Raw genomic sequence first — 24,936 nt, 5'->3', positions numbered from 1 at the left:
CCTCCTTCTTCCGCAATCGCTGTACACGGGGGGAGTATATCGGCTTTGGTCTGGCGTGTCAAGTGCGAGTGGAAAGGGCTACTCATCGCTTTCAATATCAATCACAACCATTTCGTTTGGCACGCCCCACTGGACAATCGTTTCATGTTGCACGCGGACAGCCGGCAGGGTCGTGGCAATGTGCGCCAGTGGAATGGGGCGGCAGCCGCCGCATGCCAGCGGCGCGAGTTGGTAAAGCCCCTTCCAGAGCCGCATCACAAATTGGCTGGTGCGAGTGACGCCTTCCCCAAGCGAGACGAGGACGAGCCGCCCCCCAGGGCGCACGACACGCACGCATTCAAGCAAGGTGGGGCGCAGGTCGGGAAGCGGGAGAAGGTCGAACATGTAGGCGCAAAAAAGGCGGTCGAATGTGTTGTCGGGGAAGGGCAAGGCGCGGGCGTCCGCCTGTACAACGGGGGCGCCTGTGCGGCGTTGCGTGAGCCGCAGCATGGTGGCGGCAATGTCCACACCGACGGCGATGCCACCTGGTGCGACCGCTTGCACCAGGCGGCGGTGGTCTTTCCCTGTGCCAACGCCTACGTTGAGCACCCGCATTCCCGGCTGGATATCCAGCAGTGCCAGCGCACGTTTTTTGGCGCGGCTTTCGTACACTTCCGCCCAATCGTGTTTCCGCCCCAGCCATTCATAAAAATGCTGAATGGCAGCGGGTGAAGGTGGTGTTCTCATCCTCTTTGCCTCGAAAGTCTGTTCATGCGATGCGTTCACGGATGGCTTCGGCCAGATTGAGCCGTTTGATACCGCGCAGAGGGGGCCATGTTGCTCCCCATGCAGTGACCAATACGGCGAGCGCCGCACCGATGTAGGAAATGGGCGCAATGGTGACGCGGAACGTCATCAGCTCGCTGTTGAAGAGACGCCCAAACTGAAGCGCGACCCAATAGCCGGCGACCATGCCGGGCAGCAACGCCAACGCCCAGATGAGGGCGACTTCGATTGCGATGAGGCGGCGCAGGCGCTGGTATGGTGTTCCCATGGCGCGCATTGTCGCCAGTTCGCGGCGGCGTTCGAGCACGTTCATACTCATGGTGTTGAAGAGCACAGCGCCGCCCATGAGAATGGCGAACAAAAGCATCACGCTCACGAAAGCATAAAACAGCCCCATCAGCGTTTGCCATTCGCGCTTCATATCGTGCTTGTTTTGTACAAGCGCGACACCGGAGAGATGGTAGAACGCATTTTGCACGGTTTCGCGGTCGGCTTTGGTTTTGACATAGGCGCTATTCCAGAGCGCCGCTCCAATCAGTGCTTGTGCGTCATCCAAACGAATGTACGCCACCGGCCCGACCATTTCGTCTGAAACGCCGCCAATGCGGAACGTGCGCCGCCCATAGGGTGTCTCGATGTCCACGGTGTCGTTGCGTGCAACCCCAAGCGCATCGGCCATCGCGCGAGTGATGATGACATGCCCAGGGGCAAACGCTTCTTCGACCGTGAGACGGCGCGGAAGGTTCCACGTGTGCATGGTGGTTGAAGCGGGCAAGGCGTTGAGCAAGATTTCTTCCTCCTTGTTGTTGGCGTGCAACTGGGCGGGCAGTTGCAAAAGCGGTTCAACCGCTGTGACGCCTTCAATCGCTTGCAGGTCTTGCACGCGCTCCATAGGTTGGGGTTGCTGAAACACAACAAGAATATCCCACCGCTCAATCTCTTCAAAGTGTGTTTGCAGCAGTGTGTTCATGGAATCTACCAACGCCAGGGAAACCAACAACAGCACCAGCGTCAGGACGAGTGCCAGCCATGTGCCAAATGTGCGGCGGCGGTTGCGTGAGAGGTTGCGGAGTGCCAGGCGTGCTGTCAAAGGCAAGCGCCAGACCCGTTCGAGCCGGAGGGGGCGCACAGCCACGACGCTCAGCGCGGGGTCTTGCCGCATGGCGGTCGCTGGTTCGACCTGTGTCGCGTGGCGAGCAGGTGAAAGCGCCGCAAGGGTTGCTGTGAGCAAGCTCAGCGCGACGGCGAGGAACATGGCGTCGGGGTGCGGGCGTGTTTTGACGAGGGGAATGCCCAGCTCGTGAGCGTAGGCGCTTGTCAGGGCAGTGCCGAGCGGCACTCCCAGGGCAATGCCAGCCGCAGCCCCCAAGAGGCCAATGGTGAGTGCTAGGAGCAAGAAGAATCGCAATACGGTTTGCCGCGTATGCCCAAAGGCAAGCATAACGCCGATGAGGGGGCGTTGTGTGTGGACCAGCCGCCCCACCAGCATCGAAAGCGCCATCAGCGCCACAAAGAGCATGAGCGCCGGAATGGCGTATGCCATTTGGCGGAAGCCGTCAATGTCGAGTTGCAGGGCGGCATGGGAAGGTTGTTCATCGCGTGTGATACTTTCGACGAGGCCGTAAGGCGCAAGATGTTCGCGCAAACGTTGTTCAACTGCGGCGAGGTCGGCGTTGTCGTCAATACGCACGGTGATTTCATTGATGGTCTGACCGACTTCCAGGCGGCGTTGCAGGTCGTTCAAGGGGGTAAAGATGACGGCGAAGGTGCGATTGGCCGGGATGAGCTCGTAGCGGCTGGGGCTGACAATCAGATACTCCGGGCTGGCGACAATGCCAACCACTTTCAGCGGCACAGATTGCCCGTTCAGGATGGGCGTTATGGTATCGTTGGGGTGGATGTTGTGGGCTTCGGCAAAATGTTTTTCGAGGAGTGCCACACCTGTTTCGCCAGGCTCAAAGTAGCGCCCTTCGAGCAAAAGCAGGTCGTTGACGGTGGGGCGGTGTTCGTCAGGGATACCAATCAAGCGTGCGCGGAGTGTGGTTTCGCCGGCGTCATAGCCGGTATCCACGACATAGCGCCCCATCGCGGCTTGTACGCCCTCTACCTGGGCGATTTCGTCAACCACGGTTTGCGGCGCGCCCAGCACTTTTATGGTCAAGTCGGCAAATTTGAGCTGCTCGTAGGTGTGTTCATACGAAAGCGAGAGATCGCGGTAGGCGCCAATCATCGCCATAAAACTGGCGATACCCAATGCAATCAACAAGACCAACGCCGCAGTTTGCCCGCGGTTCGCACGAATATCACGCCAGAGTTTACGCCAGAGTGTGCGAGTCATGGTCGCCTCCTTACCACGTAATCGCCGAAGCGGGTTTGGGGGCCGGGTTGCGGTGTTCCTCGGCGATACGGCCGTCATGCATGCGGATGACACGGTCGGCCATTTCAGCGATAGCGGTGTTGTGCGTCACAAGCACAACTGTGGTGCCGTATTCGCGATTGAGCGATTGAATGGTTTCAAGGACATTGCGCCCCGCTTCGGTATCGAGGTTGCCGGTGGGTTCATCGCACAGCAGAAGCCGCGGCTGTTTGGCGACCGCACGCGCCACGGCGACGCGCTGTTGTTGACCACCTGACATTTGATAAGGAAAGCGGTCGGCTATCTCTGCCAGGCCTACCTGCGCCAGAATCTCCTCGGCACGCTGGGTGATACGGCGGCGGTCTGATTCGACCAGTTCCAATGCAAACTCCACGTTTTCGCGCGCGGTGAGCGTGGGCATCAGGTTGAAGAATTGGAAGACAAACCCGACCATGCGGCGGCGATAATCGGTCAGGGCGTCATCATCGTAGGCTGAAATCTCTTCACCGGCGACGAGAATGCGCCCTTCGGTAGGGCGGTCCAGCCCGCCCAGCAGGTTGAGTGTGGTGGTTTTCCCCGAACCAGATGGACCGAGTACGACGACCAGTTCCCCCTCGGCGATCTCCAAGGAGACGTTATCGAGAGCATGCACGGGAACATCGCCAAGTTGGTACACTTTGGAAACGTTGTGCAAGGCGGCAAGTGGTGTTGTGTTCATCATGGTGTTCCTCCTGGTTGCTTGGTCATGCCATCAAAGAAAAGCGCAATTCCTTGTTGCAGGTGGTATGTCAGGCGCACGCTCTGGGGGTCTGTGAACCAAAGCAATACCGTCCCTTCAAACAGCGCGATGAGCGTGGTCGCGGCGGCATCTACATCCACCGCGCGGAGTTCGCCCCGTTCGACCCCTTGTTGCAAAAGTGTGGCAAGGGCCTCGTGCCATTGCTGGAAGTAGGCGCGCAAGACCTCTCGCACGTCGGGGCGGCGCGCAGCCACAGCATAAAACTCGTACCCAATGGCAAGCAGGTCTTGCATGGCAAGGGTTTCTTGCGCGAGGTGCAAAGAGAGTTGTTCGAGTCGCTCGCGCACACTGCCGGGCGCATCGAGCAGGGCATGCAAAGATGAAAATTCAACAGTGAAGAACTGCTCTAACAGCCCCAGCACCAAATCATCTTTGTTTTTGAAGTAAAGATAGAGTGTGCCTTTGGCCACCCCTGCTTCGGCGGCGATGTCTTCCATGCGGGCTGCCTGAAAGCCCTGTTGCGCGAAGACGCGTGCAGCCGCTTGCAGAATCTTCGCTCGGCGTTCCTCAGGCGCTGTGGGAGGCATTGTTGACGCTCCTACGCAATATTATGACTGACTGGTCAGTCATTTTTCTGCAAAAAGCCAACCTGTCAACCGGCGTTGGGAAGAGAGCAGGCTGACATGACACTGTTTTGACGCCTTGCGCCTCGCGGCTATACTGCTCCTTGCATTCGCCAACGACGACGGCCGCTTCGGCGGCCGTTTTTTGTAAGCAATCAACACAAGGAGTGAGGATATGGCTGAAACAGCGCACGAGACCTATGCCTTAGTCGAGGAGACGTTTACCGCGCCTGAGGCACTGACGTTCGACGATGTGCTTCTGCTCCCCGGATACAGCGATGTGCTGCCCTCTCAAATTGACCTGAGTACTGAAATCGCCCCTGGTATTCGCCTCAACCTGCCCATCCTCTCCGCCGCCATGGACACCGTCACGGAAGCGCGCCTGGCGATTGCGCTGGCGCGTGAAGGCGGGTTGGGCGTCATTCACCGCAACCTGACGATCGAAGAGCAGGCGGCTGAGGTGGACAAGGTCAAGCGTTCGGAAGCAGGCATGATTGTAGACCCCATCACCCTGCCGCCTGACGCTACGATTGCGGACGCCGAACGCTTGATGAGCACCTATCGCATTTCAGGCGTCCCCATTACCGAGCCCGACGGCAAACTCATCGGTATTCTCACTAACCGCGACATTCGCTTTGTGACCGACATGAGCCGCCCCGTCAGCGAGTACATGACCAGCAAGAACCTCATCACCGCGCCCTTTGGCACGACGCTGGAAGAAGCCATCGAAATTTTGCAAGAGCACCGTATCGAAAAATTGCCCCTCGTGGATGAAAACGGCTACCTCAAAGGCCTGATTACCGTGAAGGACATTCAAAAGCGGCGTGATTACCCCAATGCCGCCACCGATAGCCTGAACCGCTTGCTTGTCGGCGCGGCTGTGGGGGCTGGTCCCTCGGCGCTGGAACGCGCCGAAGCGCTGGTGAAAGCCAACGTGGACGTGCTCGTGGTGGACACGGCGCACGGGCATTCCAAGAATGTGATTGAAACAGTCCGCAAGTTGCGCGAATACTTCCCCAAAACACCCGTCATCGCCGGCAACGTTGCGACGCCTGAGGGGACGATTGCGCTCATCGAAGCGGGCGCGCACGCTGTCAAGGTGGGAATTGGCGCGGGCTCGATTTGTACCACGCGTGTGATTAGCGGCGTGGGCGTGCCGCAAATTTCGGCCGTGTGGGAATGTGTGCGCGCCGCGCGCCCCTATGGCGTGCCCATCATCGCCGACGGCGGTATCAAGTACAGCGGCGATATTGTGAAGGCGCTGGCTGCGGGCGCTTCGGCGGTCATGCTGGGCTCGTTGCTGGCAGGGTTGGATGAAGCACCGGGCGAAATCATCCTCTACCAGGGCGAACGCTTCAAATCGTATCGCGGCATGGGCAGTCTGGGCGCTATGCAAGGTCCTGGGCGCGACCGCTACGCCCAGGGCGCTGAGGGCAAGTTGGTGCCCGAAGGCGTGGAAGGCTACATTCCCTACAAAGGTCGCCTGCGCGATTACGTCTTCCAACTGGCGGGCGGTATTCGCAGTGGTATGGGCTACGTTGGGGCACGCTCGCTCCCCGATTTGTGGGCAAAGGCGCGTTTCCGCCGCATTACCAACGCCGGATTGATTGAAAGCCACCCACACGGTGTTTTCATTACGAAAGAAGCGCCAAACTATCAGGAGCGCCGTTAGCCGCACGGCGTGCCTGCACTGATGGAGAAGGAACGCCCAATGTCGGCTCCCGCCGATGTTGGGCGTTTTGTCTATGATGCGACAGGGGGAGAGCGATGAAGCGTGTAGCGTTGATCACGGGAAGCACGCGCCGCATTGGGCGCGCCATTGCCGCACGGCTGGCACGCGAGGGCTACGCGCTGGCGTTGAACTACCGCCACAACGAACGCGCCGCGCAAGAAACCGTCGCCGCGTTGGCGGCGCTGACCGAGGCGGTCGCTTTTCGCGCGGATGTGAGCACGCCTGAGGGGGCGGAGCACCTGGTGCGCGAGACGCTGGCGCATTTTGGGCGTGTGGATGTGCTGGTGAACTGTGTCGGTCCATTCGTGCCCAAGCCGCTCGCCGAAACCGACCTGGGCGAGTGGCGTTTGCTGGTGGACGGCAATCTGGGGAGCGCGTTCTACACCATGCGCCTGGTCATTCCCGTCATGCGGGAACAGGGCGGGGGCGTCATCGTCAATCTCGGTTCGTTGAATGCGGGCGTGGCGCGGGGCGCGCCCAACACCGCGGTGTATAACGCGCTCAAAACAGCGTTGGTTGTGCTGACGCGCTCGGTGGCGCGGAGTGAGGGACGCCATGGCATTCGTGCCAATGTGGTGAACCCCGGCATGATTGACCCGGCGGGAGTGGGCGAAGAGGTTGTGCGCCACATTCCCTTGCAGCGGTTGGGCACGCCGGATGATGTCGCGGCGGCGGTGGCGTGGCTCTGTTCCGATGAGGCGACTTACGTCAGCGGGGCTGTGGTGGATGTCCACGGCGGCTTGTGGGCGTGAGCGTGCTCGTTGATGAGCAGGGCGGGACGCCAGCCACGCACGGAGTTGATGACGTAGAGTTTTTGGCAGGTGTGCAAGGCTTCGATGGGGATGGACGCCTCTTCCACAATGCCGTGTTGCACCAGCCAACTGCGCAACGTACCGTTGAGCAAGCCATCGTGCACGGGTGGCGTCACAAGGTGGCCGTCCAGCCAGGCGACGATGTTGGCGGTGGTGGTTTCAGTGATGTGCCCGTGTTCGTTCCACAGAAGCACGTCGTCGGCGGTGGGGCAGGCGGCGCGGGCTTGTTCGTACACGTCGCGGTGTGTGGTTTTGTGGTAGAGAAAGACGTTCTTTGTGGAGATGGGCGCGGGCGCAAGCGCCAGGCGCACGCGGTCGGGGTAGGGGGCGTTGGCGAGGGGGGTATGCGTCCACTGCGTCGTGCCGTCGCGCGAGAGGGTGAGCCGCACACGCTGGGGCACGGGGGCAAGTGTTTCGGCAAGTGTTTCGGCTTCTTCGTACAGACGGCGCATGTCCAGCGAGAAGCCAAAATAGTCCGCTGAGAGGCGGAGCCGTTCAAGGTGGCGGTCCCACAAGAAAAACCCCGCGCGCGGCGTCCAGAGCATGGTTTCAAGCAGGTCGAACACGGGGCGGCGTTCGGTCAGCACGCGCGCTTTTGCCTGGCATTCGGCGTATTCATCCTCGGCGTTGGAATCCCACACAATGCCGCCCCCCACGCCATATTCGGCCGTTTCGGTTTGGCGGTTGATGACCACGGTGCGGATGGCGACGTTGAATTGCATTTGCCGCCCAGGGGCGACCCACCCGATGGTGCCGGTGTAGATGTGGCGCGGGCTGGTTTCCAGTGAAGCGATGATGCGCATGGTGCTGGCTTTGGGCGCGCCCGTAATCGAGGCGCACGGGAAGAGCGCCTGCATGATGCTGGGCAAATCAGCGGTCGTGCGCGCTTCTACGGTAGATGTCATTTGCCAGACGGTCGGGTAGCGCTCGATGGTGAACAGGTGCGGAACGTCCACGCTTCCCACTTCGGCGATACGCGCCAGGTCGTTGCGAATCATGTCCACAATCATCACGTTTTCGGCGCGGTTCTTTTCGGAATGCCGCAACCAGTTGGCGCGCAGGCGGTCTTCTCGCGGCAGGGGGGCGCGCGCCGCAGTGCCCTTCATCGGGCGCGACCAGATGCGTTCACCCTGTACAGCGAAGAAAAGTTCGGGCGAAACCGAGCAGACGACTGTTTCACCCAGGTCAAGGTAGGCGGCAAGCGGGGCTTCCTGCGTCTGGTACAAATCCACGAAGAGCGCCCACGGGTTGCCGCGAAACGGGGCGCGCAGCCGCATGGTGAAGTTCACCTGGTAGGTGTCGCCACGCGCGATGGCGTCTTTGATGGCGGCGATGGCGCGCTGATAAGCGTCGCGGGACATATCGGGTTCCCATGCGTCCACCTCGTAGGTGGCGTCCACATGGTGGGGAAGTTCGACGGGTTCGGGGGCGTTGAAGATGCCGAACAAGAGCAAGGGAACGCCATCGGGGCGTTGCGTCTGCAACGCCGGGTCGAAGGCGGGAGCGGCTTCATAGGTGATGAAGCCGACGGCGTGTGCGCCGCGCTCTGCGGCGGCTTCGATTTCCGCCAGCGCAGGCAGTACCTCGTCGTATCTGGTTGCCTGGATGTAGCGAATTGGATGTGTAAAACGCCACCATTTGCGGCGGCGTTCATCATGGATGATTGCTTCCACGGCTTTCCCCCTTGGCGCGCGTATTGTATGAAAAGCCCGCCAACTGACAAGACAAATCAAATGGTTGTTTGGTATTTTGCGCTCTGCCTGATGTGAGGATACTTGTCGGCTGAGTGCACAAACAAGGGGGGAACAATGCTGACATTTTTGCTGCAAGGCATGGCGCTGGGGCTCTCGGCGGCGTGGTTGCCTGGTCCATTCAAAGCCTTTCTGTTCTCGTACACGTCCATTTATGGGTGGCGGCGCACCATTTGGGCGGCGTTCGCCCCGTTGCTCAGCGATGGGTTTATCATCGCGGTCGCCCTCTTGCTGATTAGCAGTGTGCCGCCGCAGTTCACAGCGGGCTTGCACGTGGCGGGGGGGCTCTTCTTGCTCTATCTGGCGCGCTCGGCCTACCACGCCCTGCAAGCCGAGGCGGAAGCCCATATCGAAAGTGGCGGTTCGTTGCGTGATGTGCTGACCAAAGCCACCATCACCAACCTGCTCAATCCCAACCCCTACATTTTTTGGAGTTTTGTCGGCGGTCCCATTATTCGGCGGGGCTGGGCGATTTCCCCTTGGCACGCGGTGAGTTTTTTGCTGGGCATGTACACGTTGCTCATCGGGGGAATGGCGGCGCTGGTGCTCCTCTTCGGGTTGACGGGGCGTTTCGACGCGACGTTGCGGCGGCGGCTGGCGCTTGTCTCGGTGGGCTTGCTTGTGTTGATGGCGGGCTGGCAATTTTGGATGGCGTGGCAGGCGTGGGGGAACGCCTAGAAGAAGTCGTCTTCTTCTTCCTGGGGAATGGGGGCGGCTGTGGCGTCGGGGGTGCGGATGCGCTGGTCAATCTCTTTCTGCTGGCGTTGCAGGGCTTTGCGCGTGGCAACCAGCGATTGCAGGCGGGCTTTGTCGTTTTCTTCCACTGCGTCGCGTACCAGGAACGCAATTTCTTTCAATGTGCGCTCAATCGCGGCGCGTTTGATGCGCAACGCGGTGCGCCGCACTTCGCCAATCAGTTCGTTTTCATCGGGCAGTGGTCTGTCGTGGTAGTAGTTGAGCAAGTCGGTGGCGAGCCTCTGCAAGATGTCGGGCAATTCTTCAAACAGGGCTTCCACTTCTGCGCCGCTCATGGGCATATCAAACAGCAGTGTCTCGTAGAGTTGCCGCCATTCGGGTGAATGCCAATCTTGCGGCGTGATTTCCTGCTCCACTTCGGCGAGCAGGTCGGGGCGTTGCGAGAGCAGGTAGAGCAGATAGGCTTCGTAGTCGTCGAAGCGGACGCGCAGGCGTGGCGTGGTGGGCTGTTCGACGCCGATGTCGGCGCTCTCTTCCTCGTCGGGGGGCGGCGGAACGTCGTCGAACGGTGCGTCGAATGTGGGCGGTGGCGGCGGCGGCGTGCGGCGGCGTTGTGTGCGTTGCTGGCGGACCAGCAGGGTCATTTCGCGTGCGAGGTCGTCCTCGGGGACGTGCAGGTAGAAGGCAAGGCGTTGCAGGTAGTGCGCGCGCTCGATGGTGTTGGGTATCTCGGCAATGATGGGCAAAATTCCCTCGGCGACCGCCCGCTTTTGGGCGGCGTCGTTCAAGTCGCGCCCGGCGATGGCTTCCTGGATGAAAAATTCCACCACCGGCAAGGCGTTCGCCACCAATTCACCCCATTGCGCGGGGTCTTCTTTGAGCAGGTCGTCGGGGTCGTAGCCGGCGGGCAGGCGCACCACGCGCAAATCGCCCGCCATTTCCACCACGGGGCGCAAGCGCCCCCCTTCAACACTGGGGACAAAGTGGCGCGCCAGGGCTTCACGGGCGGCGTGAATGCCACGCTTGGCGGCTTCCGTGCCGGCGGTATCGGCGTCGAGTGCCAGCACAATGTTTTTGGTGAAGCGGTTGATGAGCCGCAGTTGGTCGGGGGTAAGGGCGGTGCCCAGGCTAGCCACCACGTTGCGGTAGCCCGCCTGATGGGCGGCGATGACGTCCATGTAGCCTTCCACCAGCACCACGCGGTCTTCACGGCGGATGGCGTCTTTAGCCAGGTCAAGCCCGTAGAGCAAGCGCCCCTTGTCGAAGAGCAGGGTTTGCGGCGAGTTGAGGTATTTGGGTTGCTGCTCGTCGTCCAGCGCGCGCCCGCCAAACCCCACCACGCGCCCGCGCACGTCGCGAATGGGGAAGATGAGGCGATGGCGAAAGCGGTCGTACACGCTACCGCGCTCGTTGGCGATGACCAACCCCGCGTCCAGCAGGTCTTGCTGGGTGTAGCCTTTCGCCAGCATGGCGTTCAAGAGCGTATCCCACCCCTCGGGCGCGTAGCCCAAGCCAAACGCCAGCACCATGTCGGGGCTGACGCGGCGGCGTTCGAGATAGGCGCGGCAGGTCTCGCCTTCCGGGGCGCGAAGCCACTCGGTGAAGAGGCGCATGGCGGTTTCGCACACTGTGCGCAGGCGTTCGCGCTGTTGCTGGAGCGCGCTGGTGCGGGCGTCGGGGGCTTCCAGTTCCACGCCGGCTTCGCGCGCCAGTTGGCGCAGGGCTTCGGGGAAGGAAAGCCCCTCGATTTTCATAACGAACGAGAAAATGTCGCCGCCTTCGCCGCACGCGCCAAAACACCGCCACGTTTGCGTGTGAGGAAACACCACAAAACTGGGCGTCTTTTCCTGGTGGAAGGGGCAGAGCGCTTTGTACGTGCTTCCCGAACGTTTGAGTTGCACGTAGCGGCTTACCACGTCCACCAAATCAAGGCGCTGTTTGATTTCTTCGATTACGGCTTGATGGCTCATCGGGCGTGCGCGTGCTTTCTGTGGTTCCGTTCGGTTTGGGTATGTGTGAGTATACGCCGCTCACCTATCTGGCAAGTTGGCGCATTTCGTCTTGTGCAACGCCTGGCTACAATCTGGCACCATGTGAGGGCGGAGGAGGAACAGCATGGATGAGCAGGTGCGCGTGCAGTTTGACGCCGATGATGTGCTGGCGTTGAAGGGCGCGCTGGATGTCTTGCAAAGCGAATTGAAGACGGGCGCGCTTTCGGTGCATGGTGTGGAACGCGAGTGGCTACAAGCGCAAGCCGAGGAAGTCGCCGCACTTGTCGAAAAAGGTGCGCCCCAGCGTGTCGAGTGGTCGCGCCGCGCGGTCTGGCTTTGGCTGCACTACGCCGACCGGGCGTTGCGTTTGCGCGGCTACGTGGTCGGGCGTCCGGAGGCGAACGAGCGTTTTGTGCGGCTTTACCGCAAACTCAAAGCCGCCGAGCGGCAAACTGACGGCTGGCTGGGGCGCATACGGCGGCATTTGCGACGTTTCTAGCGGGTTTCTTCATCGTTTCTCCACATGTGCGGCGTATAGTCAAAGATGAAAACAATCAATACGGAGATCTTGCAACTATGAAACGCAATCTTTCCATGGCTGTTCTTGCTGTGGTTGTGATTGGTGTGCTTGGCGTCGCGGCGGTGGCGTATTCGTTCTTGCGCACCCCCGAAGAAGCCAGCCTGAGCGCGGAAGAAGCCCTGGCGACCGTCCAGGCGGAGCAACCGCCAACAGAGCAACCGGAAGCGCCCACGGCCGAACCGACGCCTACGCAGGCTGTTGAACCGACGGCGGAACCAACCACGCCGCCGGAAGCCACAGCCGAACCGACCGCGGCAAGCGAAACGAGTACGGCGCGCACATTTGCCTTTGTGGATGGGGAGACCGAAGCGCAATTCATCATTGATGAAGTGTTGCGCGGTTCGCCCAAAACCGTTGTTGGCTCGACGATCGATGTCGCCGGCACGTTCACGGTTGACTTTGCCAACTCCGCCGAGATATCGTTCTCGCCCATTCTCATCAATGCACGCACCTTTGCCACCGACGATGAACGCCGCGACCGCGCTATCAAGAATCGCATTCTGCTGACCGACCAGTACGAGTTCATCACGTTTGAACCGAAAAGCGTTGTGGGTGCGCCGGAGCGTGTCGAAGTGGGGCAGACCTACACGTTCCAGGTGGTGGGGGATTTGACGATTCTCGACACGACGCGCGAAGTTGTGTTTGATGTGGAGGCAACGGTGGTGAGCGAGAACCGCGTGGAAGGGACGGCGCGCGCGGTTGTTCAATACGCTGATTGGGGTGTTTCCATTCCCGAAGTGCCGGCGGTGACGGGCGTCGCCGATGAGGTGACGCTGATTCTCAACTTTGCGGCGGAAGCCCAATAACGCGCACGTGCATGTACGCCAACGCCCCCAGACGGGGGCGTTTTTGTTTTTCTGCGCGGCTATTCGCCGGCTTCTTCACGCACGACGAAGAAGGCCATGGGCACCGAAGAGGCCAGAATGATGAGCAGGGCGGGCGCGGCGGCGCGTGCAAAAAAGGCCTCGGATACCGCCCCCCAGACGACGGTTGCCAGCGTCTTGAAGTCGAACGGTCCCAGGATGAGGGTAGCGGGGAGTTCCTTCATCGTGGTGAGAAAAACCAGCCCGAAAGCAGCCACCAGCCCAGGGCGCACGAGCGGCAGTGTGATGTACACAAGGACTTCCCACGGTTTGCGTCCCAGGCTGCGCGCGGCTTCTTCCACCGAGGGGTTGACTTGCAAGAGGGATGCGCGTATTGCCCCCACGGCTTGCGGCAGGAAGAGCACGACATACGCGAGAATGAGCAGCCAGATGGTCTGGTAGATGGGGCGGGCAAAACGCACGCCAAAGAAGACGAACGCCAGCGCGATAACGATGCCCGGCAGTGCGTAGCCGATGTAGGTTGTACGTTCCACAAAGCGGCTGAGACGGCTCGGCCAGCGGATTTCGACAAAGGCGATGGGCAGGGCAAACGCCGTTGTCACAATGGCGGCAATCGCCGAGACGCTGAGCGAATTGCGGAGCGGCGCCCAAAGCGAAACGAATTCTTCTCCGGCGAGCCAGCCGCGTATCAGCCAGTAGAACAACACCGTCGCCGGCAGAACCAGCGCCAGCGCAACCACACTCGCGCAAAATGCCAGGGCTGGCCAGCGCCAGCGCCCCAGTTTGATGGTTTTGGCGCGACGCGCCGCCCCCACAGCCGCCCGGTGGTAGCGGGCTTGCCCACGAATGCGCGACTCGATGACGAGCAGGACCAGCGTCAGGACAACCAGCACCAACGCCAGGGCGGCGGCGGATGTGCGGTCGAAGGAGGATTTGTACTGGACATAAATCACGCGGGTGAAGGTGTTGTAGCGCATGAGTGAGACGGCGCCGAAGTCGCGCAAGGTGTACAGCGCAACAAGCAAGCCGCCGGCGGCCAGCGCGGGTTGCAGTTGCGGAAGTGTGATGCGGCGAAAAGTTTCCCATCCCGTATGCCCCAGGCTGCGCGCGGCTTCTTCCAGGCTGGGGTCAAGCCCTTGCAGGGCGGCGCGGACACTCAGGTACATGTAGGGGTAGGTCATCAGCGTGAGGACAATCAACGCGCCCGGAAAGCCGTAGATGGTGGGCAGGCGGGTGATGCCAAACACGCCTTCGAGCCACTGTTGCAGCATGCCGCGCGGTCCAAGCGCCGCGATGAAGAGATAGGCGGCCACATAACTGGGAATGACCAGCGGCAGCGAGATGAGCACCGTCCAGGTTCGGCGACCAGGCAGATCGGTGCGCACGGTCAGCCAGGCGAGGGGGACGGCAATGAGGGCGGAACAGGCTGTGACGGCGGCCGCCAGCACGCCTGAATTCCAAATCACTTCAAGGGTGCTTGGCCGAAAGACCAGTCGCCAGGCGGAAAGCCCCCCGCCAAGCACGCGCAGTGCCAGGTAACTCATGGGGAGCAGGACCAACAGGGAAGCGGTCAGCGAGGGCACCCAGAGCATGAGGGCTGTGCTGACACGCAAAGGAGGGGGACGATGAAATCGTCCCCCTCGTGTTCGGCGCTGTAAGCGAGGATTCGACGTGTGTGCCATTACGGCAGTGCTCCAACCTCACGCAAGAGTTCGATCGTGCCTTGCAAGTCGGTCAAGTTCGACAGGTCAACGTCCGGCACGTTGAGCGAGTCCAGCGGCGGCAGGTCGCCATAAGGCTTGACGGCCGGGTTCATCGGGTATTCGTAGGTCTTTTCAGCAAAGTACGATTGGGCTTCTTCTGAGAGTAGGAAGCGCACGAACTGCTCGGCGGCTTCCTGGTGTTCGGCGTTCTTCAGAATGCCCACACCCGAGACCAGGACAATCGAACCAGGACCGCCACCCGGCAAGAAGTAATTACGCGCCGGGAAGGACTCGCCTTGTTCAGCCAGGAAACGGTAGAGATAGTAATGGTTTACAAAGCCGACGTCAACTTCGCCTGCGCCAACGCCCGCAACGATGGATGTGTTGTTTTCATAGACCGTCGGTTCGTTGGCGAGAATGCCTTCCAGCCATTCGCGCGTGCGTTCCTCGCCCCAAATGGCGCGCATGGCTGTCACCATTGCCTGGAACGAGCCGTTGGTGGGTGCCCAGCCGATGCGCCCTTTCCACTGCGGGTCGGTAAAGCCCCACATGTCGGTGGGCAGGTCGTCTTCGGAGAGACGTTCGGTGTTGTACACAACCACGCGGACGCGGCCGGTAATGCCTACCCACGAGCCGTCGTCGGCGCGGAAGCGCGGGTCAACGGTTTCGAGGATATCGTTGGGCAATGTTTGGAACAGCCCTTGCACGGCAACCGCCCCTAAACCACTGGGGTCTTGTGCATAAAAGATGTCAGCGGGCGAGCGTTCGCCTTCTTCCAGAATGGTGGCGGCCATTTCGGCGGTGCCGCCGTAGCGCACTTTCACGTCAATGCCGGTTTCTTCTTCAAACTGCTCGATGATGGGACCCACCAGGCTTTCGGAGCGGCCCGAATAGATGACCAGCCCACCGCTTTCCAGGTCGGTATCGCTGTGTCCCGGTTCTGCGCTCGCTTCGGGGCTGGCGCTGGCTTCCGGGCTGACGCTCGGTTCAGGCGTCGCTTCGCCGCCGCTGTTCCCGCAAGCGATGACGAAGATCGCCACCAACAGAACTGTGAACAAAAGGCTGATTTTTGCGCGTGACATAGGTGGTGTGCCTCCTGTGACGAATAGTTTATCTCTCAAAGCGGGCTTGTAAGATATATGGGTTCACGATAATGTCAAGTGATTTACTCAACAATATGTCATGTTTTGGGGATGAGATATGTCATGTTGTTGGCGGGCGAGGCGCAAAGCAGGTTGAATACATAAAGATTTTGGGTTGACATTGCCTGTGTGCCTTGATAGGATGTGCTTGTTGTTTGATTTCTTCAATGGTGCTTTCTTCGTCTCCTCGTAGTTGTATCTCAACGTTGTGGTGTGTGTCGGTGTATTTCCATGATGATTTTTTACTTCTTTATCAGCGAAGGTTTGACGTCAGAAGCTTCATAGAAAGGAGGTGCTCCGTAGCGACAGAGATGGTTGTACCCCCGCAGTTGTGCCCAACCTTGTCAATTTTGCAAAAAGGAGGAACGCAATGCGTAAGTCTGCGCGAAATTTGTTGTCGGTCTTGTTGGTGTGGGTGGGCGTTCTGCTCTTTGCCGGAGGTGTCGCCGCAGAAGGAGGCGCGGAATGGGGCTATGAGGGCGAACATGGGCCTGAGCATTGGGGAGAATTGAGCCCAGAGTATGCGACGTGCTCACAGGGGCGCGAACAATCGCCGATTGATATCCCCGAATGGGCGCCGCTCAATCAACCTGACATTCAATTTGTGTATGACCCCACAAATCTGACGATTGTCAACAATGGGCACACGATCAAGGTGGAATACGACCAGGGCAGTTTCATGACGCTCGAAGGCAAGCAGTACAATCTGCTTCAATTCCATTTCCATGCCCCCAGTGAGCACACCATGCAGGGGCAGTTCTTCCCCATTGAAGCCCATTTTGTGCACCAAAGCGAGGATGGCGAGTATGCTGTAGTCGGGGTTTTTATTCGTGAGGGGGCTGAAAACGCCGCCTATCAACCGGTATGGGCGCACCTGCCGGCAGATGTTGGCGAGCCGCAAACGATCGAGGGAGTCAGTGTCAACGCCATGGATTTGTTGCCGGCGGATTTGTCCTACTATCGCTATGACGGTTCTTTTACGACGCCGCCATGCACGGAGGGCGTCAAGTGGGTGGTTATGGCCACGCCGGTGGAGATGTCGGCGGAACAGATTGCGGCTTTCACGGCGATCTACGACCACAACAACCGCCCTGTTCAGCCGCTCAATGAACGCTTGTTCTACGTTGGCGGGGCACCGCAAATGCTGCCGGAAACGGGGCGTGCGTCGGTACCCGTGGGATGGTGGTTGATGGGGGCGGGTGTCGCGCTGGCGGGCGTGGGGCTGGTCATACGGCGGCGCTCGCTGGTCTGAGCAAGGAGAACAGTGCAGAGGGGGGCAAGCAGCCCCCCTTCTTTGTCTCATGCGCCATCTCAGGAGGGGAGCGTATGCATCTCGATATGTTGGTTCGTGAAGTGACAGGGTACATAGATGAACCGGCGCCATGGCACATTGAAGAAACAGACGGTGAGATTGCTTTTCGCTGGGGAACGCTGGAAGCCCATTGGCAGCATCCTCTTGAAGAAGACTTGATCGAATGGGTGCGCGAAGAGGCTGAGACGTTGCAACGAATGTGTGTGGCGTATGTACAGGAAGCGTGGGAGGAGCCTTTGCGCATGATGATCGCCCAACACTTGTTGGCGGCCGGCGTGCCGACGAAGGCAATAGAGCAGATGGGCATCTTTTGGGATGTTGAAAGTGAATGGCCGCCGCATGGTGAAATGGCCGGCGCGGCCTATCAACTCCCGAAAGGGCGTCTCTTTGTGGAAGCGGTGTGGGAAGAGGTGGCAGATGAGGCTGTGGGGATGGTGTGGGAAGGCGGGGAGCAGCGTGCCGAGGTGGCTGCTGCGTTGGCTGCACGCATGTTGAATGTGTGGAATGTGTGGAAAGGCAACCTATAGACAAAAGGATGTGCTTATAAGCATGCTGAAATCTTCTGCGTATGGCGTATGGTTGGTCGCATGTGTGTTGTTGATAAGTGGGTGTGTGTCTGCTCGTGAGGCGTCCGCCCCCTTGCCCACGATGACGCCTTCGCCAACAGCAACGCGCGCGACGCCAACTGCGTCAGCGTCGCCTTCACCAACACCGCCCCCCGTGGCAACACCAAACCTGGCGGCAACCGTGGCGGCACAGCAAACGCCGCGAGTCTACAAGACGCTCTCTTCGCCGGATGGGATGTGGGAAGCAGAGGTACTTGTTTACGATTGCGTGGCGTTTGGGAGCGAAGGACCCGAATATGCCTATGAAGTGCTGCTTCTGCGGGCGACCGATGGGGCGATTGTGCAGGTTGATGAGCAGACGATAGCCTGTGGCGGCCTTGGCGCGGCAGGGTTTGACCTGCTTCTCTGGTCGCCGGATAGCCGCTATCTCTACTACACACCTACGCGTGAAGGCGTCCCGGACGGGTGCGGATTTTGGGCGGGGGCTGTCGCGCGGTTTGATGTCCAGACACGCCGGCGCGAAGTGATGTGGTCCGCCATCTTCTCGCCCGACCGGCAACGCCTGGCGGTTATTGAGCCGTCGGCGCTGGCGCTCTGGGATGTGGACGGCGGCGAAATCGCGCGCTGGTCGTTTCCGCAAGAGGGGGTGCTAGCCGGCGTTGCCTGGTCGCCCGACGGCGAACGGGTGGCGCTTTTGTTTGTGCAGACCCTCTGCCCACCTGCTGGCCCATCGCGGCTTTTCCTTTTCGATGCAAGTAGTCAGGAGGCTCAGCGGGTGCTGGCAACAGACGAACAGACCTTCCTCGATGTCATCTGGCAGGCAAGTGAGCATATCCAGTTGGTGGATGATCAGGGAACCACGTGGACATATTCGCTGACAACCGGCGCGATGGAGCCGGACGAGTAATCAGCCTGGCGCGAAGGCCTCATGCGTTCCGAATAAAAACCACCGCAACAAATAAACCCCGCCTCTTCGCAGGCGGGGTTCAATTTGTCTGGACTTTCTTTAAGCGGCGCGTCTGTCATCGCCGCCGGCGACGGCTTTATTTTCTTCAGTGAATGTTGCCAGAAACTCGCGCACCTCATTTTGGGCGCGTTTGAACCAGCGCATGATGGTGCTCATGGGGGCTTTGGTGTTGCGGACAGCGCGTTGTGAGCAGACCGTGCATCCCAAATTGGCTTTGTAGTTGGTGCAGCGCAGGCATCCAGCCATGTGAATCACCATCAGCTGAAACGCCAGGCTGTCTTCATGTGTTTCGGGAAGGGTGGCAACGTGGTCAACAAGTTCAACCCAGGCCTTGTCGGAACGACAATCACGAAGGTGCGGAACGCTTTCATGCGGAAATAAGAAGGGGGTTTTTGATCCAAACATAGGCTGCCGCATCCTTTCTTTCTTCATGATGGGCTTTGACCAAAGAAAAAAGGGCGTGAGAGCCCATCGTGCTCACGCCCTTTCGTATGTACGGCGCTGGTTGCTAAGTTCACTCACTCGTGTCATCTGCTCAACCCTTTCCTCGAACACGCTACATTATAAGAGAATAGGAATTTCTGTCAAATTTTTAGCAAGAAGTTGACAAGACAAATAAACTTTTGTTGATTTTTTGCCGGTATGCGCCTGTCAATGCGCACGTTTGGGAAGGCTTGGGAATCTGCATGGTGCGGCGTGAAACTTCTTCCCAGGCTTTGAATGGCATTCGCCATCTCATCATTCGCGAGTATAATAGCGCCGCTTCGAGAACAAATGAATGGGGTGTTCATATGGCTTTGACACGTGAAGAGGTCGAACACATTGCCCAGTTGGCACGCCTTGCGCTGAGTGAAGACGAAAAAGAGATGTTCCGTTCGCAATTGTCGGCCATTCTTTCCTACGCCGAGCGATTGCAAGAATTGGATACCGACGCCATTCCTCCCACTGCCCACGCTGTTGATGTGCAAGGTGTCATGCGCGACGATGTTGTGCGCCCCTCGTTACCACGCGATGCGGCGTTGGCAAATGCACCGCAGGCGCAAGATGGCTTTGTCATTGTGCCAACGGTGCTGGAAGAACACGCATAACGGTTCCACGACAAACACGATTCAAGAAGGTTGCTGAACGATGGATATCGAACGCTTGACCCTTGTTGAGATCAAACGACTGCTCGACGAAGGCGAAACGACCGCGCAGGAGTTGACCGACGCCTATCTGGCGCGTATCGAAACGCTTGAGCCGCATATCCGCGCTTTCCTCACCGTGACCCCCGATGTGGCGCGTGAACAAGCCCGCCAGGCGGATGAACGCCGTGCGCAAGGGGAAAACGCACCGCTTTTGGGGGTTCCGCTCGCTATCAAAGATGTGATTTCGACGGCGGGTATTCGCACAACATGCGGCTCGCGCATGCTTGAAACCTATGTCCCGCCTTTCGATGCCACTGTGGTGCAACGACTTCGCGAGGCCGGCGCGGTTTTTCTGGGCAAAACCAACACCGATGAATTTGCCATGGGCTCTTCGACCGAAAACTCCGCCTTTGGCGCGACACGCAACCCCTGGGATACCTCCCGCGTGCCGGGCGGTTCCAGCGGGGGAAGCGCCGCCGCCGTGGCGGCCGCCGAAGCCCCCGCCGCGCTTGGCACTGATACAGGGGGAAGCGTGCGCCAACCCGCCGCACTGTGTGGCGTTGTCGGCTTGAAGCCCACTTATGGGCGTGTAAGCCGCTACGGCCTCATTGCCTACGCCTCCTCGCTCGACCAGATTGGCCCGCTGACACGCACCGTCGCCGACACTGCCTTGCTCCTGTCGGTCATTGCCGGGCACGACCCGCTGGACTCGACTTCGGGGCAGCACCCTGTGCCTGATTACCTGGCGGCGTTGAGCAAAGCGGACGTGAAGGGCAAACGCTTGGGGGTTGTGCGCGAATGGCTCGACAACGCCGGCTTGCATCCCGGTGTGCGCGACGCCGTGCAAACTGCGCTGGCAACCTATGAATCGCTTGGCGCAACGCTCGTGGACATTACGTTGCCCCATAGCGAGTACGGTTTGCCCGTGTACTACTTGATTGCGCCGGCGGAAGCCTCGTCGAACCTGGCGCGCTATGATGGCGTACTCTATGGCCATCGCGCGGCACACACCGAAGATATTTGGGACCTCTTCGCCAAATCGCGCGGCGAAGGTTTTGGTCCCGAAGTCAAGCGGCGCATTATGTTGGGTACATATGCCTTGTCGGCGGGCTACTACGACCAGTACTACAAGAAAGCGCAGAAAGTGCGCACGCTCATCCGCCGCGATTTTGAAGAGGCGTTCCAGCAGGTTGATGTGGTGGTGGGGCCGACATCACCTGTGCCGGCGTTCAAACTTGGTGAACGCACCGACGACCCCATTCAAATGTATCTTGCTGACATTTTCACGCTCACCGTCAACCTGGCTGGTTTGCCGGGCATCAGCATTCCATGCGGCTTTGCCGACGGCTTGCCCGTTGGGTTGCAGTTGATTGGGCGTGCATGGGATGAAACCACGCTCTTACAAATGGCGCACGTGTACGAACAAGCCACCGACTGGCATACTTCCGTGCCGTCCCTGACAAACGCATAAAGACAAAGGAGTCGCTCATGCATGTCATCATTCCCGTTGCGGGATTTGGAAGCCGTTTGCGCCCGCATACCTACACCAAGCCCAAGCCGCTCATGCAAGTGGCGGGCAACACGGTGCTAGGGCATATTTTGGACATGCTCAAAGAGATTGGCGTCGAAGAAATCACCTTCATCGTGGGGTATCTTGGCGACCAGATTCGGGAATACGTCGAAGCCAACTACGATTTTCGCACGCACTACGCAGAGCAGACCGAACTCAAAGGGCAGGCGCATGCCATCGCCATGGCGCGCGAATTCGTGCATGAGCCTGTGCTCATCATCTTTGTAGATACCATTTTTGAAGCCGATTTGGCCGGTTTGCGCAACATCTCCTCCGATGGGGTGATTTTTGTCAAAGAAGTTGAAGACCCGCGCCGTTTTGGCGTGGTGACGCTCAATGACGAAGGCTATATCACCCGTTTTGTCGAAAAACCGAGCGAACCGATTTCCAACCTTGCCGTCATTGGTGTGTACTACATCAAAGATTATCAGGGTTTGTTTGAAGCCATTGATGAACTTATCGCCCGCAACATCATGACAAAGGGCGAATACTTCCTGGCGGACGCCCTGCAACTGATGATTGAGCGGGGCGCCAAACTGGAAGCCTGGCCTGTTTCGGTGTGGGAAGATTGCGGCACACCCGACGCTATTTTGCACACCAACCGCTATTTGCTGGAAAAGAACCATCTGGAAGTGCCCGAAAGCGCCGTGCTGGAAAACAGTACCATTGTGCAGCCTGTGTACATTGGCGAAAATGTGGTCATTCGCGACTCAATTGTGGGCCCCTACGTGACGTTGGCGGAAGGGTGCACCATTGTTGAGTCCATTGTGCGTGATAGCATTATTGATGCGGATGCCCATATCGAAGCCACCATGCTTGACCAATCGCTCGTAGGAAAAGGGGCGACCGTGCGCGGGCGGTATCGTCGCCTCAACGTGGGGGATTCATCATCGGTTGATTTTAGCCGATGAAGCAACGTGCAGGGGGAGAGGAAGGAGCACGCCGTGGAGTACGAACGCTTTCTTGCCAACCGTATTCGGAAGGTGCCGCCGAGCGGTATCCGGCGGTTCTTCGACATCCTCAACGACATGCCCGATGTCATCTCGCTAGGGATTGGTGAGCCGGATTTTGTCACGCCACGTCCCATTATCGAAGCCGGTATCGCCGCCTTGCAAGCCGGTAAAACCGCCTACACCGGCAACAGCGGCTTGCCGGAACTTCGGCGCGCAATCGCTGAGATGCTGGCAACACGTTACGGCGTGCACTATGACCCCGATACAGAAGTGCTCGTGACGGTGGGCGTCAGTGAGGCGCTTTTCCTCGCCGCCGCGAGTTTCGTCGAAAGCGGTGAAGAGGTCATCATCCCTGAGCCTTGCTTTGTGAGTTATGGTCCCAATGTTGCCATGGCCGAAGGCGTGCCGGTGTATGTGCCCACCTACGTTGAGCATGACTTCCAGGTCACGGGCGAGACGATCGAGCAAGCCGTCACACCACGCACCAAAGCCATTCTGATTGGCTACCCCAACAATCCCACCGGCGCGGTGATGACACGTGAGCGCCTGCTTGAAATTGCCGACGTTGCCCAACGCCACGACCTGCTCGTGTTCAGCGATGAAATTTACGACCGCCTGGTGTACGGCGTCGAGCATATCTGTTTTGCCGCCTTGCCCGGCATGCGTGAACGCACCATCCACCTGGGCGGTTTTTCCAAAGACTACGCGATGACCGGTTGGCGCTTGGGATATGCGTGTGGTCCCGCGCCGCTGATTGCCGCCATGCGCAAAATGCACCAATACCTGATTATGAGTGCCCCCACAATCGCCCAGTACGCGGCTATTACGGCGCTCACATCGCCGGACGCCGAAGCCGAAGTAGAGCGGATGCGCCAATCCTACGACCGCCGCCGCCGCTTGATTGTGGACGGATTGAACGCCATTGGGTTGCCAACGTTTGAGCCGCGCGGCGCTTTTTACGCTTTCCCGGATATACGTCCTACGGGCTTGGATAGCGAAACGTTTTCCATGCGTTTGTTGCAGGAAGAGCATGTCGCGGTGATCCCCGGCAACGCCTTTGGCGCCAGCGGGGAAGGCTTTGTGCGGTGCGCCTACGCCACCGCGTATGAGCAAATCGAAGAAGCATTGAACCGCATGGACCGCTTTGTGGCGCGCGTCAAGCGTGAACAGCGCGTGCGGGTGGCGAAGTAAAAAGGAACGTGTGAGGAATCTCTATGGAATACGAAGCCATCATTGGATTGGAAGTCCATGCCCAGTTGCTGACACAATCGAAAATGTTTTGCGGCTGTGATGCCGCTTACCAGGATGCTCCGCCCAACACCCATGTGTGTCCGGTCTGTTTGGGCTTGCCCGGTTCGTTGCCTGTCATCAACAAACGTGCGGTTGAATACACCATCCTCACCGGGCTGGCGTTCAATTGCGAGATTCCCGAATTTACCAAGTGGGACCGCAAGAACTACCATTACCCGGACTTGCCCAAAGCCTATCAGATTTCGCAGTACGATTTGCCGCTGACTCGCAACGGCTACCTTGAATTTGAGGTGGAAGGCGAGACCCGTCGCGTCGGTATTCGCCGCATTCACCTTGAAGAGGATACCGGGCGGCTCTACCACATGGGCGGCAAGGCGCTCGTGGATTACAACCGTAGCGGCGTGCCGCTCATGGAAATCGTCACCGAGCCCGATATCCGCTCGCCGGAAGAAGCGCGCCTGTTCTTGCAGAAATTGCGCACCATCTTGCGCTATCTCGGCGTTTCCAGCGGCGACATGGAAGCCGGTGCGTTGCGTGTGGACGCAAATGTGAGCGTGCGCCCCAAAGGCAGCGACCGCTTCGGCACACAGGTCGAAGTCAAGAACATGAACTCGTTTCGCAGTGTCAAACTCGCGCTCGAATACGAAATCCAGCGCCAGATTGAGGTGCTGGAAAGCGGCGGCGCGGTGGTGCGTGAAACGCGCGGTTGGGTGGAAAGCGAGAACCGCACGGTCTCGCAGCGCTCCAAGGAAGAAGCCCACGATTACCGCTATTTCCCCGAACCCGATTTGCCGCCGCTGACCGTGAGCCGCGAATGGGTGGACGCCATCCGCGCCCAGTTGCCCGAAATGCCCGACCAGAAAGCCGCCCGCTTCATTGCCGAATATGGGCTGAGCGAATACGCCGCCGGCTTGCTCGTAGCCGACCGTGCCACCGCCGAGTGGTTTGAAGAAGCGGTGCGCTTGGGGGCGCAAAGCCAACCGGTCGTGAACGCCCAGACCATTGCCAACTGGATTACCAGCGAATTGTTCCGCCGCCTGGGTGAACGCGAAATGTCCTTCGAGACCATGCCGCTGACGCAGGCGCACCTGGTGGAATTGCTGGCCCTGGTCGAAAAGGGCGACATCAACAACAACGTCGCCAAACAGGTGCTCGTTGAAGTGCTGGAAACGGGGCAGTCGCCCGCCGCGATTGTCGAAGCCAAAGGCTTGAAGCAGGTGAGCGATACCGATGCCTTGCTGAGCGTCGTGCGCCAGGTGCTTGACGAACACCCCGACGAAGTCGCCGCCTACCTTGGCGGGCGTGAACAGGTTGCCAAGTGGCTGATGGGGCAAGTGATGCGCGCGACACGCGGCAAAGCCAACCCCACAGTGGTGCTGGATTTGTTGACGCAGGAACTGGAAGCACGACGAACCCAGTAGAGCCAAACGGGGCGGGTGATAACGCCCGCCCCGTCGTGTGCAAAAGCGAAAAGAC

At 59.4% G+C, this 24,936-nt stretch carries 22 protein-coding genes; 13 read left to right on the top strand and 9 right to left on the bottom strand.

What is annotated here, in order from left to right:
* Positions 1-78: 78 nt before the first annotated feature.
* Genes SE16_RS11285 through SE16_RS11270 form a run of 4 tightly spaced genes read right to left on the bottom strand, consistent with a single transcriptional unit; the run spans position 79 to position 4,447 of the window.
* Entirely contained in the window at positions 79-726 is a 648-nt protein-coding gene (locus tag SE16_RS11285; protein ID WP_054491543.1) for a class I SAM-dependent methyltransferase, read from the bottom strand.
* A gap of 22 nt (positions 727-748) precedes the next feature.
* Complete coding sequence (locus tag SE16_RS11280) at positions 749-3,103, bottom strand: ABC transporter permease (RefSeq protein WP_054491544.1); 2,355 nt, start codon at positions 3,101-3,103, stop codon at positions 749-751.
* Between the two features lie 10 nt (positions 3,104-3,113).
* Positions 3,114-3,842: an ABC transporter ATP-binding protein gene (locus SE16_RS11275; RefSeq protein WP_235472280.1), complete on the bottom strand. Its 729-nt coding sequence runs from the start codon at positions 3,840-3,842 to the stop codon at positions 3,114-3,116.
* Positions 3,839-4,447, bottom strand: coding sequence for a TetR/AcrR family transcriptional regulator (locus SE16_RS11270; RefSeq protein ID WP_054491545.1), 609 nt, complete (start codon positions 4,445-4,447; stop codon positions 3,839-3,841). The genes SE16_RS11275 and SE16_RS11270 overlap by 4 nt, the downstream gene beginning before the upstream one ends.
* A 211-nt stretch (positions 4,448-4,658) precedes the next feature.
* Between SE16_RS11270 and guaB the strand changes: the two genes are divergently transcribed.
* Positions 4,659-6,155 carry an IMP dehydrogenase gene (gene guaB / locus SE16_RS11265; RefSeq protein ID WP_054491546.1) on the top strand — a complete coding sequence of 499 codons (1,497 nt, stop codon included), beginning with the start codon at positions 4,659-4,661 and terminating at the stop codon, positions 6,153-6,155.
* Between the two features lie 95 nt (positions 6,156-6,250).
* Positions 6,251-6,967, top strand: a complete 717-nt coding sequence (locus SE16_RS11260) for an SDR family NAD(P)-dependent oxidoreductase (RefSeq protein WP_054491547.1) — start codon at positions 6,251-6,253, stop codon at positions 6,965-6,967.
* Here SE16_RS11260 and pabB read toward each other — a convergent pair.
* Positions 6,919-8,700: an aminodeoxychorismate synthase component I gene (gene pabB / locus SE16_RS11255; protein ID WP_082373704.1), complete on the bottom strand. Its 1,782-nt coding sequence runs from the start codon at positions 8,698-8,700 to the stop codon at positions 6,919-6,921. The genes SE16_RS11260 and pabB overlap by 49 nt on opposite strands.
* 135 nt (positions 8,701-8,835) lie before the next feature.
* Here pabB and SE16_RS11250 point away from each other — a divergent pair, with 135 nt between their 5' ends.
* On the top strand, positions 8,836-9,456 hold the full coding sequence (locus tag SE16_RS11250) for a LysE family translocator (protein ID WP_060687613.1): 621 nt from the start codon (positions 8,836-8,838) through the stop codon (positions 9,454-9,456).
* Here SE16_RS11250 and dnaG read toward each other — a convergent pair.
* A complete protein-coding gene (dnaG, locus tag SE16_RS11245; RefSeq protein WP_054492817.1) occupies positions 9,453-11,444 on the bottom strand; it encodes a DNA primase in 1,992 nt (663 codons plus the stop codon). The genes SE16_RS11250 and dnaG overlap by 4 nt on opposite strands.
* Positions 11,445-11,589: 145 nt before the next feature.
* Here dnaG and SE16_RS11240 point away from each other — a divergent pair, with 145 nt between their 5' ends.
* Positions 11,590-11,964, top strand: coding sequence for a hypothetical protein (locus SE16_RS11240; protein WP_054492818.1), 375 nt, complete (start codon positions 11,590-11,592; stop codon positions 11,962-11,964).
* Between the two features lie 77 nt (positions 11,965-12,041).
* The gene (locus SE16_RS11235; protein WP_054492819.1) at positions 12,042-12,851 is read left to right on the top strand and encodes a YceI family protein; all 810 of its coding nucleotides are present in this window, start codon (positions 12,042-12,044) and stop codon (positions 12,849-12,851) included.
* 59 nt (positions 12,852-12,910) lie between these two features.
* Here the strand turns inward: SE16_RS11235 and SE16_RS11230 are convergent, their stop codons facing one another.
* Both SE16_RS11230 and SE16_RS11225 read right to left on the bottom strand, forming a co-directional pair.
* A complete protein-coding gene (locus tag SE16_RS11230) occupies positions 12,911-14,482 on the bottom strand; it encodes an ABC transporter permease (RefSeq protein WP_201782270.1) in 1,572 nt (523 codons plus the stop codon).
* Between the two features lie 68 nt (positions 14,483-14,550).
* Positions 14,551-15,654 (bottom strand): iron ABC transporter substrate-binding protein, encoded by a 1,104-nt coding sequence (locus SE16_RS11225; RefSeq protein ID WP_054492820.1) that lies wholly within the window; start codon positions 15,652-15,654, stop codon positions 14,551-14,553.
* Between the two features lie 430 nt (positions 15,655-16,084).
* On the opposite strand from SE16_RS11225, the gene SE16_RS11220 reads away from it, so the two are divergent.
* The 3 genes from SE16_RS11220 (at position 16,085) to SE16_RS11210 (ending at position 18,499) form a co-directional block, all read left to right on the top strand.
* Positions 16,085-16,966 carry a carbonic anhydrase gene (locus SE16_RS11220; protein WP_082374201.1) on the top strand — a complete coding sequence of 294 codons (882 nt, stop codon included), beginning with the start codon at positions 16,085-16,087 and terminating at the stop codon, positions 16,964-16,966.
* A 74-nt stretch (positions 16,967-17,040) separates the two neighbouring features.
* Positions 17,041-17,553, top strand: coding sequence for a hypothetical protein (locus SE16_RS11215; RefSeq protein WP_054493339.1), 513 nt, complete (start codon positions 17,041-17,043; stop codon positions 17,551-17,553).
* 22 nt (positions 17,554-17,575) lie between these two features.
* Positions 17,576-18,499: a TolB family protein gene (locus SE16_RS11210; protein ID WP_152918146.1), complete on the top strand. Its 924-nt coding sequence runs from the start codon at positions 17,576-17,578 to the stop codon at positions 18,497-18,499.
* Between the two features lie 99 nt (positions 18,500-18,598).
* Here SE16_RS11210 and SE16_RS16035 read toward each other — a convergent pair whose 3' ends face one another.
* Positions 18,599-18,817 (bottom strand): hypothetical protein, encoded by a 219-nt coding sequence (locus SE16_RS16035; RefSeq protein ID WP_161804538.1) that lies wholly within the window; start codon positions 18,815-18,817, stop codon positions 18,599-18,601.
* Between the two features lie 533 nt (positions 18,818-19,350).
* On the opposite strand from SE16_RS16035, the gene gatC reads away from it, so the two are divergent.
* Genes gatC through gatB form a run of 5 tightly spaced genes read left to right on the top strand, consistent with a single transcriptional unit; the run spans position 19,351 to position 24,881 of the window.
* Positions 19,351-19,647 carry an Asp-tRNA(Asn)/Glu-tRNA(Gln) amidotransferase subunit GatC gene (gatC, locus tag SE16_RS11200; protein WP_054493342.1) on the top strand — a complete coding sequence of 99 codons (297 nt, stop codon included), beginning with the start codon at positions 19,351-19,353 and terminating at the stop codon, positions 19,645-19,647.
* A gap of 40 nt (positions 19,648-19,687) precedes the next feature.
* Complete coding sequence (gene gatA / locus SE16_RS11195; RefSeq protein ID WP_054493343.1) at positions 19,688-21,157, top strand: Asp-tRNA(Asn)/Glu-tRNA(Gln) amidotransferase subunit GatA; 1,470 nt, start codon at positions 19,688-19,690, stop codon at positions 21,155-21,157.
* Between the two features lie 17 nt (positions 21,158-21,174).
* A complete protein-coding gene (locus SE16_RS11190; RefSeq protein WP_054493344.1) occupies positions 21,175-22,167 on the top strand; it encodes a sugar phosphate nucleotidyltransferase in 993 nt (330 codons plus the stop codon).
* Positions 22,168-22,200: 33 nt separating this feature from the next.
* On the top strand, positions 22,201-23,400 hold the full coding sequence (locus tag SE16_RS11185) for a pyridoxal phosphate-dependent aminotransferase (protein WP_054493345.1): 1,200 nt from the start codon (positions 22,201-22,203) through the stop codon (positions 23,398-23,400).
* A 23-nt stretch (positions 23,401-23,423) separates the two neighbouring features.
* A complete protein-coding gene (gene gatB / locus SE16_RS11180) occupies positions 23,424-24,881 on the top strand; it encodes an Asp-tRNA(Asn)/Glu-tRNA(Gln) amidotransferase subunit GatB (protein WP_054493346.1) in 1,458 nt (485 codons plus the stop codon).
* The last annotated feature ends 55 nt before the right edge of the window (positions 24,882-24,936 follow it).

It is taken from the genome of Ardenticatena maritima (genome assembly GCF_001306175.1).
GTDB classification, from domain to species: domain Bacteria; phylum Chloroflexota; class Anaerolineae; order Ardenticatenales; family Ardenticatenaceae; genus Ardenticatena; species Ardenticatena maritima.
This window is presented reverse-complemented; position numbering and strand designations above follow the sequence as displayed.

What these genes read in the sequence shown, in the direction of transcription:
- guaB (WP_054491546.1), top strand. Translation starts at nt 4,659, where the DNA reads ATGGCTGAAACAGCGCACGAGACCTATGCCTTAGTCGAGGAGACGTTT.
- SE16_RS11280 (WP_054491544.1), bottom strand. Translation starts at nt 3,103, where the DNA reads ATGACTCGCACACTCTGGCGTAAACTCTGGCGTGATATTCGTGCGAAC.
- SE16_RS16035 (WP_161804538.1), bottom strand. Translation starts at nt 18,817, where the DNA reads ATGGTGATTCACATGGCTGGATGCCTGCGCTGCACCAACTACAAAGCC.
- SE16_RS11235 (WP_054492819.1), top strand. Translation starts at nt 12,042, where the DNA reads ATGAAACGCAATCTTTCCATGGCTGTTCTTGCTGTGGTTGTGATTGGT.
- gatC (WP_054493342.1), top strand. Translation starts at nt 19,351, where the DNA reads ATGGCTTTGACACGTGAAGAGGTCGAACACATTGCCCAGTTGGCACGC.
- gatB (WP_054493346.1), top strand. Translation starts at nt 23,424, where the DNA reads ATGGAATACGAAGCCATCATTGGATTGGAAGTCCATGCCCAGTTGCTG.
- SE16_RS11270 (WP_054491545.1), bottom strand. Translation starts at nt 4,447, where the DNA reads ATGCCTCCCACAGCGCCTGAGGAACGCCGAGCGAAGATTCTGCAAGCG.
- SE16_RS11220 (WP_082374201.1), top strand. Translation starts at nt 16,085, where the DNA reads ATGCGTAAGTCTGCGCGAAATTTGTTGTCGGTCTTGTTGGTGTGGGTG.
- SE16_RS11250 (WP_060687613.1), top strand. Translation starts at nt 8,836, where the DNA reads ATGCTGACATTTTTGCTGCAAGGCATGGCGCTGGGGCTCTCGGCGGCG.
- gatA (WP_054493343.1), top strand. Translation starts at nt 19,688, where the DNA reads ATGGATATCGAACGCTTGACCCTTGTTGAGATCAAACGACTGCTCGAC.
- SE16_RS11215 (WP_054493339.1), top strand. Translation starts at nt 17,041, where the DNA reads ATGCATCTCGATATGTTGGTTCGTGAAGTGACAGGGTACATAGATGAA.
- dnaG (WP_054492817.1), bottom strand. Translation starts at nt 11,444, where the DNA reads ATGAGCCATCAAGCCGTAATCGAAGAAATCAAACAGCGCCTTGATTTG.
- SE16_RS11225 (WP_054492820.1), bottom strand. Translation starts at nt 15,654, where the DNA reads ATGTCACGCGCAAAAATCAGCCTTTTGTTCACAGTTCTGTTGGTGGCG.
- SE16_RS11210 (WP_152918146.1), top strand. Translation starts at nt 17,576, where the DNA reads ATGCTGAAATCTTCTGCGTATGGCGTATGGTTGGTCGCATGTGTGTTG.
- SE16_RS11240 (WP_054492818.1), top strand. Translation starts at nt 11,590, where the DNA reads ATGGATGAGCAGGTGCGCGTGCAGTTTGACGCCGATGATGTGCTGGCG.
- SE16_RS11260 (WP_054491547.1), top strand. Translation starts at nt 6,251, where the DNA reads ATGAAGCGTGTAGCGTTGATCACGGGAAGCACGCGCCGCATTGGGCGC.
- SE16_RS11275 (WP_235472280.1), bottom strand. Translation starts at nt 3,842, where the DNA reads ATGATGAACACAACACCACTTGCCGCCTTGCACAACGTTTCCAAAGTG.
- SE16_RS11190 (WP_054493344.1), top strand. Translation starts at nt 21,175, where the DNA reads ATGCATGTCATCATTCCCGTTGCGGGATTTGGAAGCCGTTTGCGCCCG.
- SE16_RS11285 (WP_054491543.1), bottom strand. Translation starts at nt 726, where the DNA reads ATGAGAACACCACCTTCACCCGCTGCCATTCAGCATTTTTATGAATGG.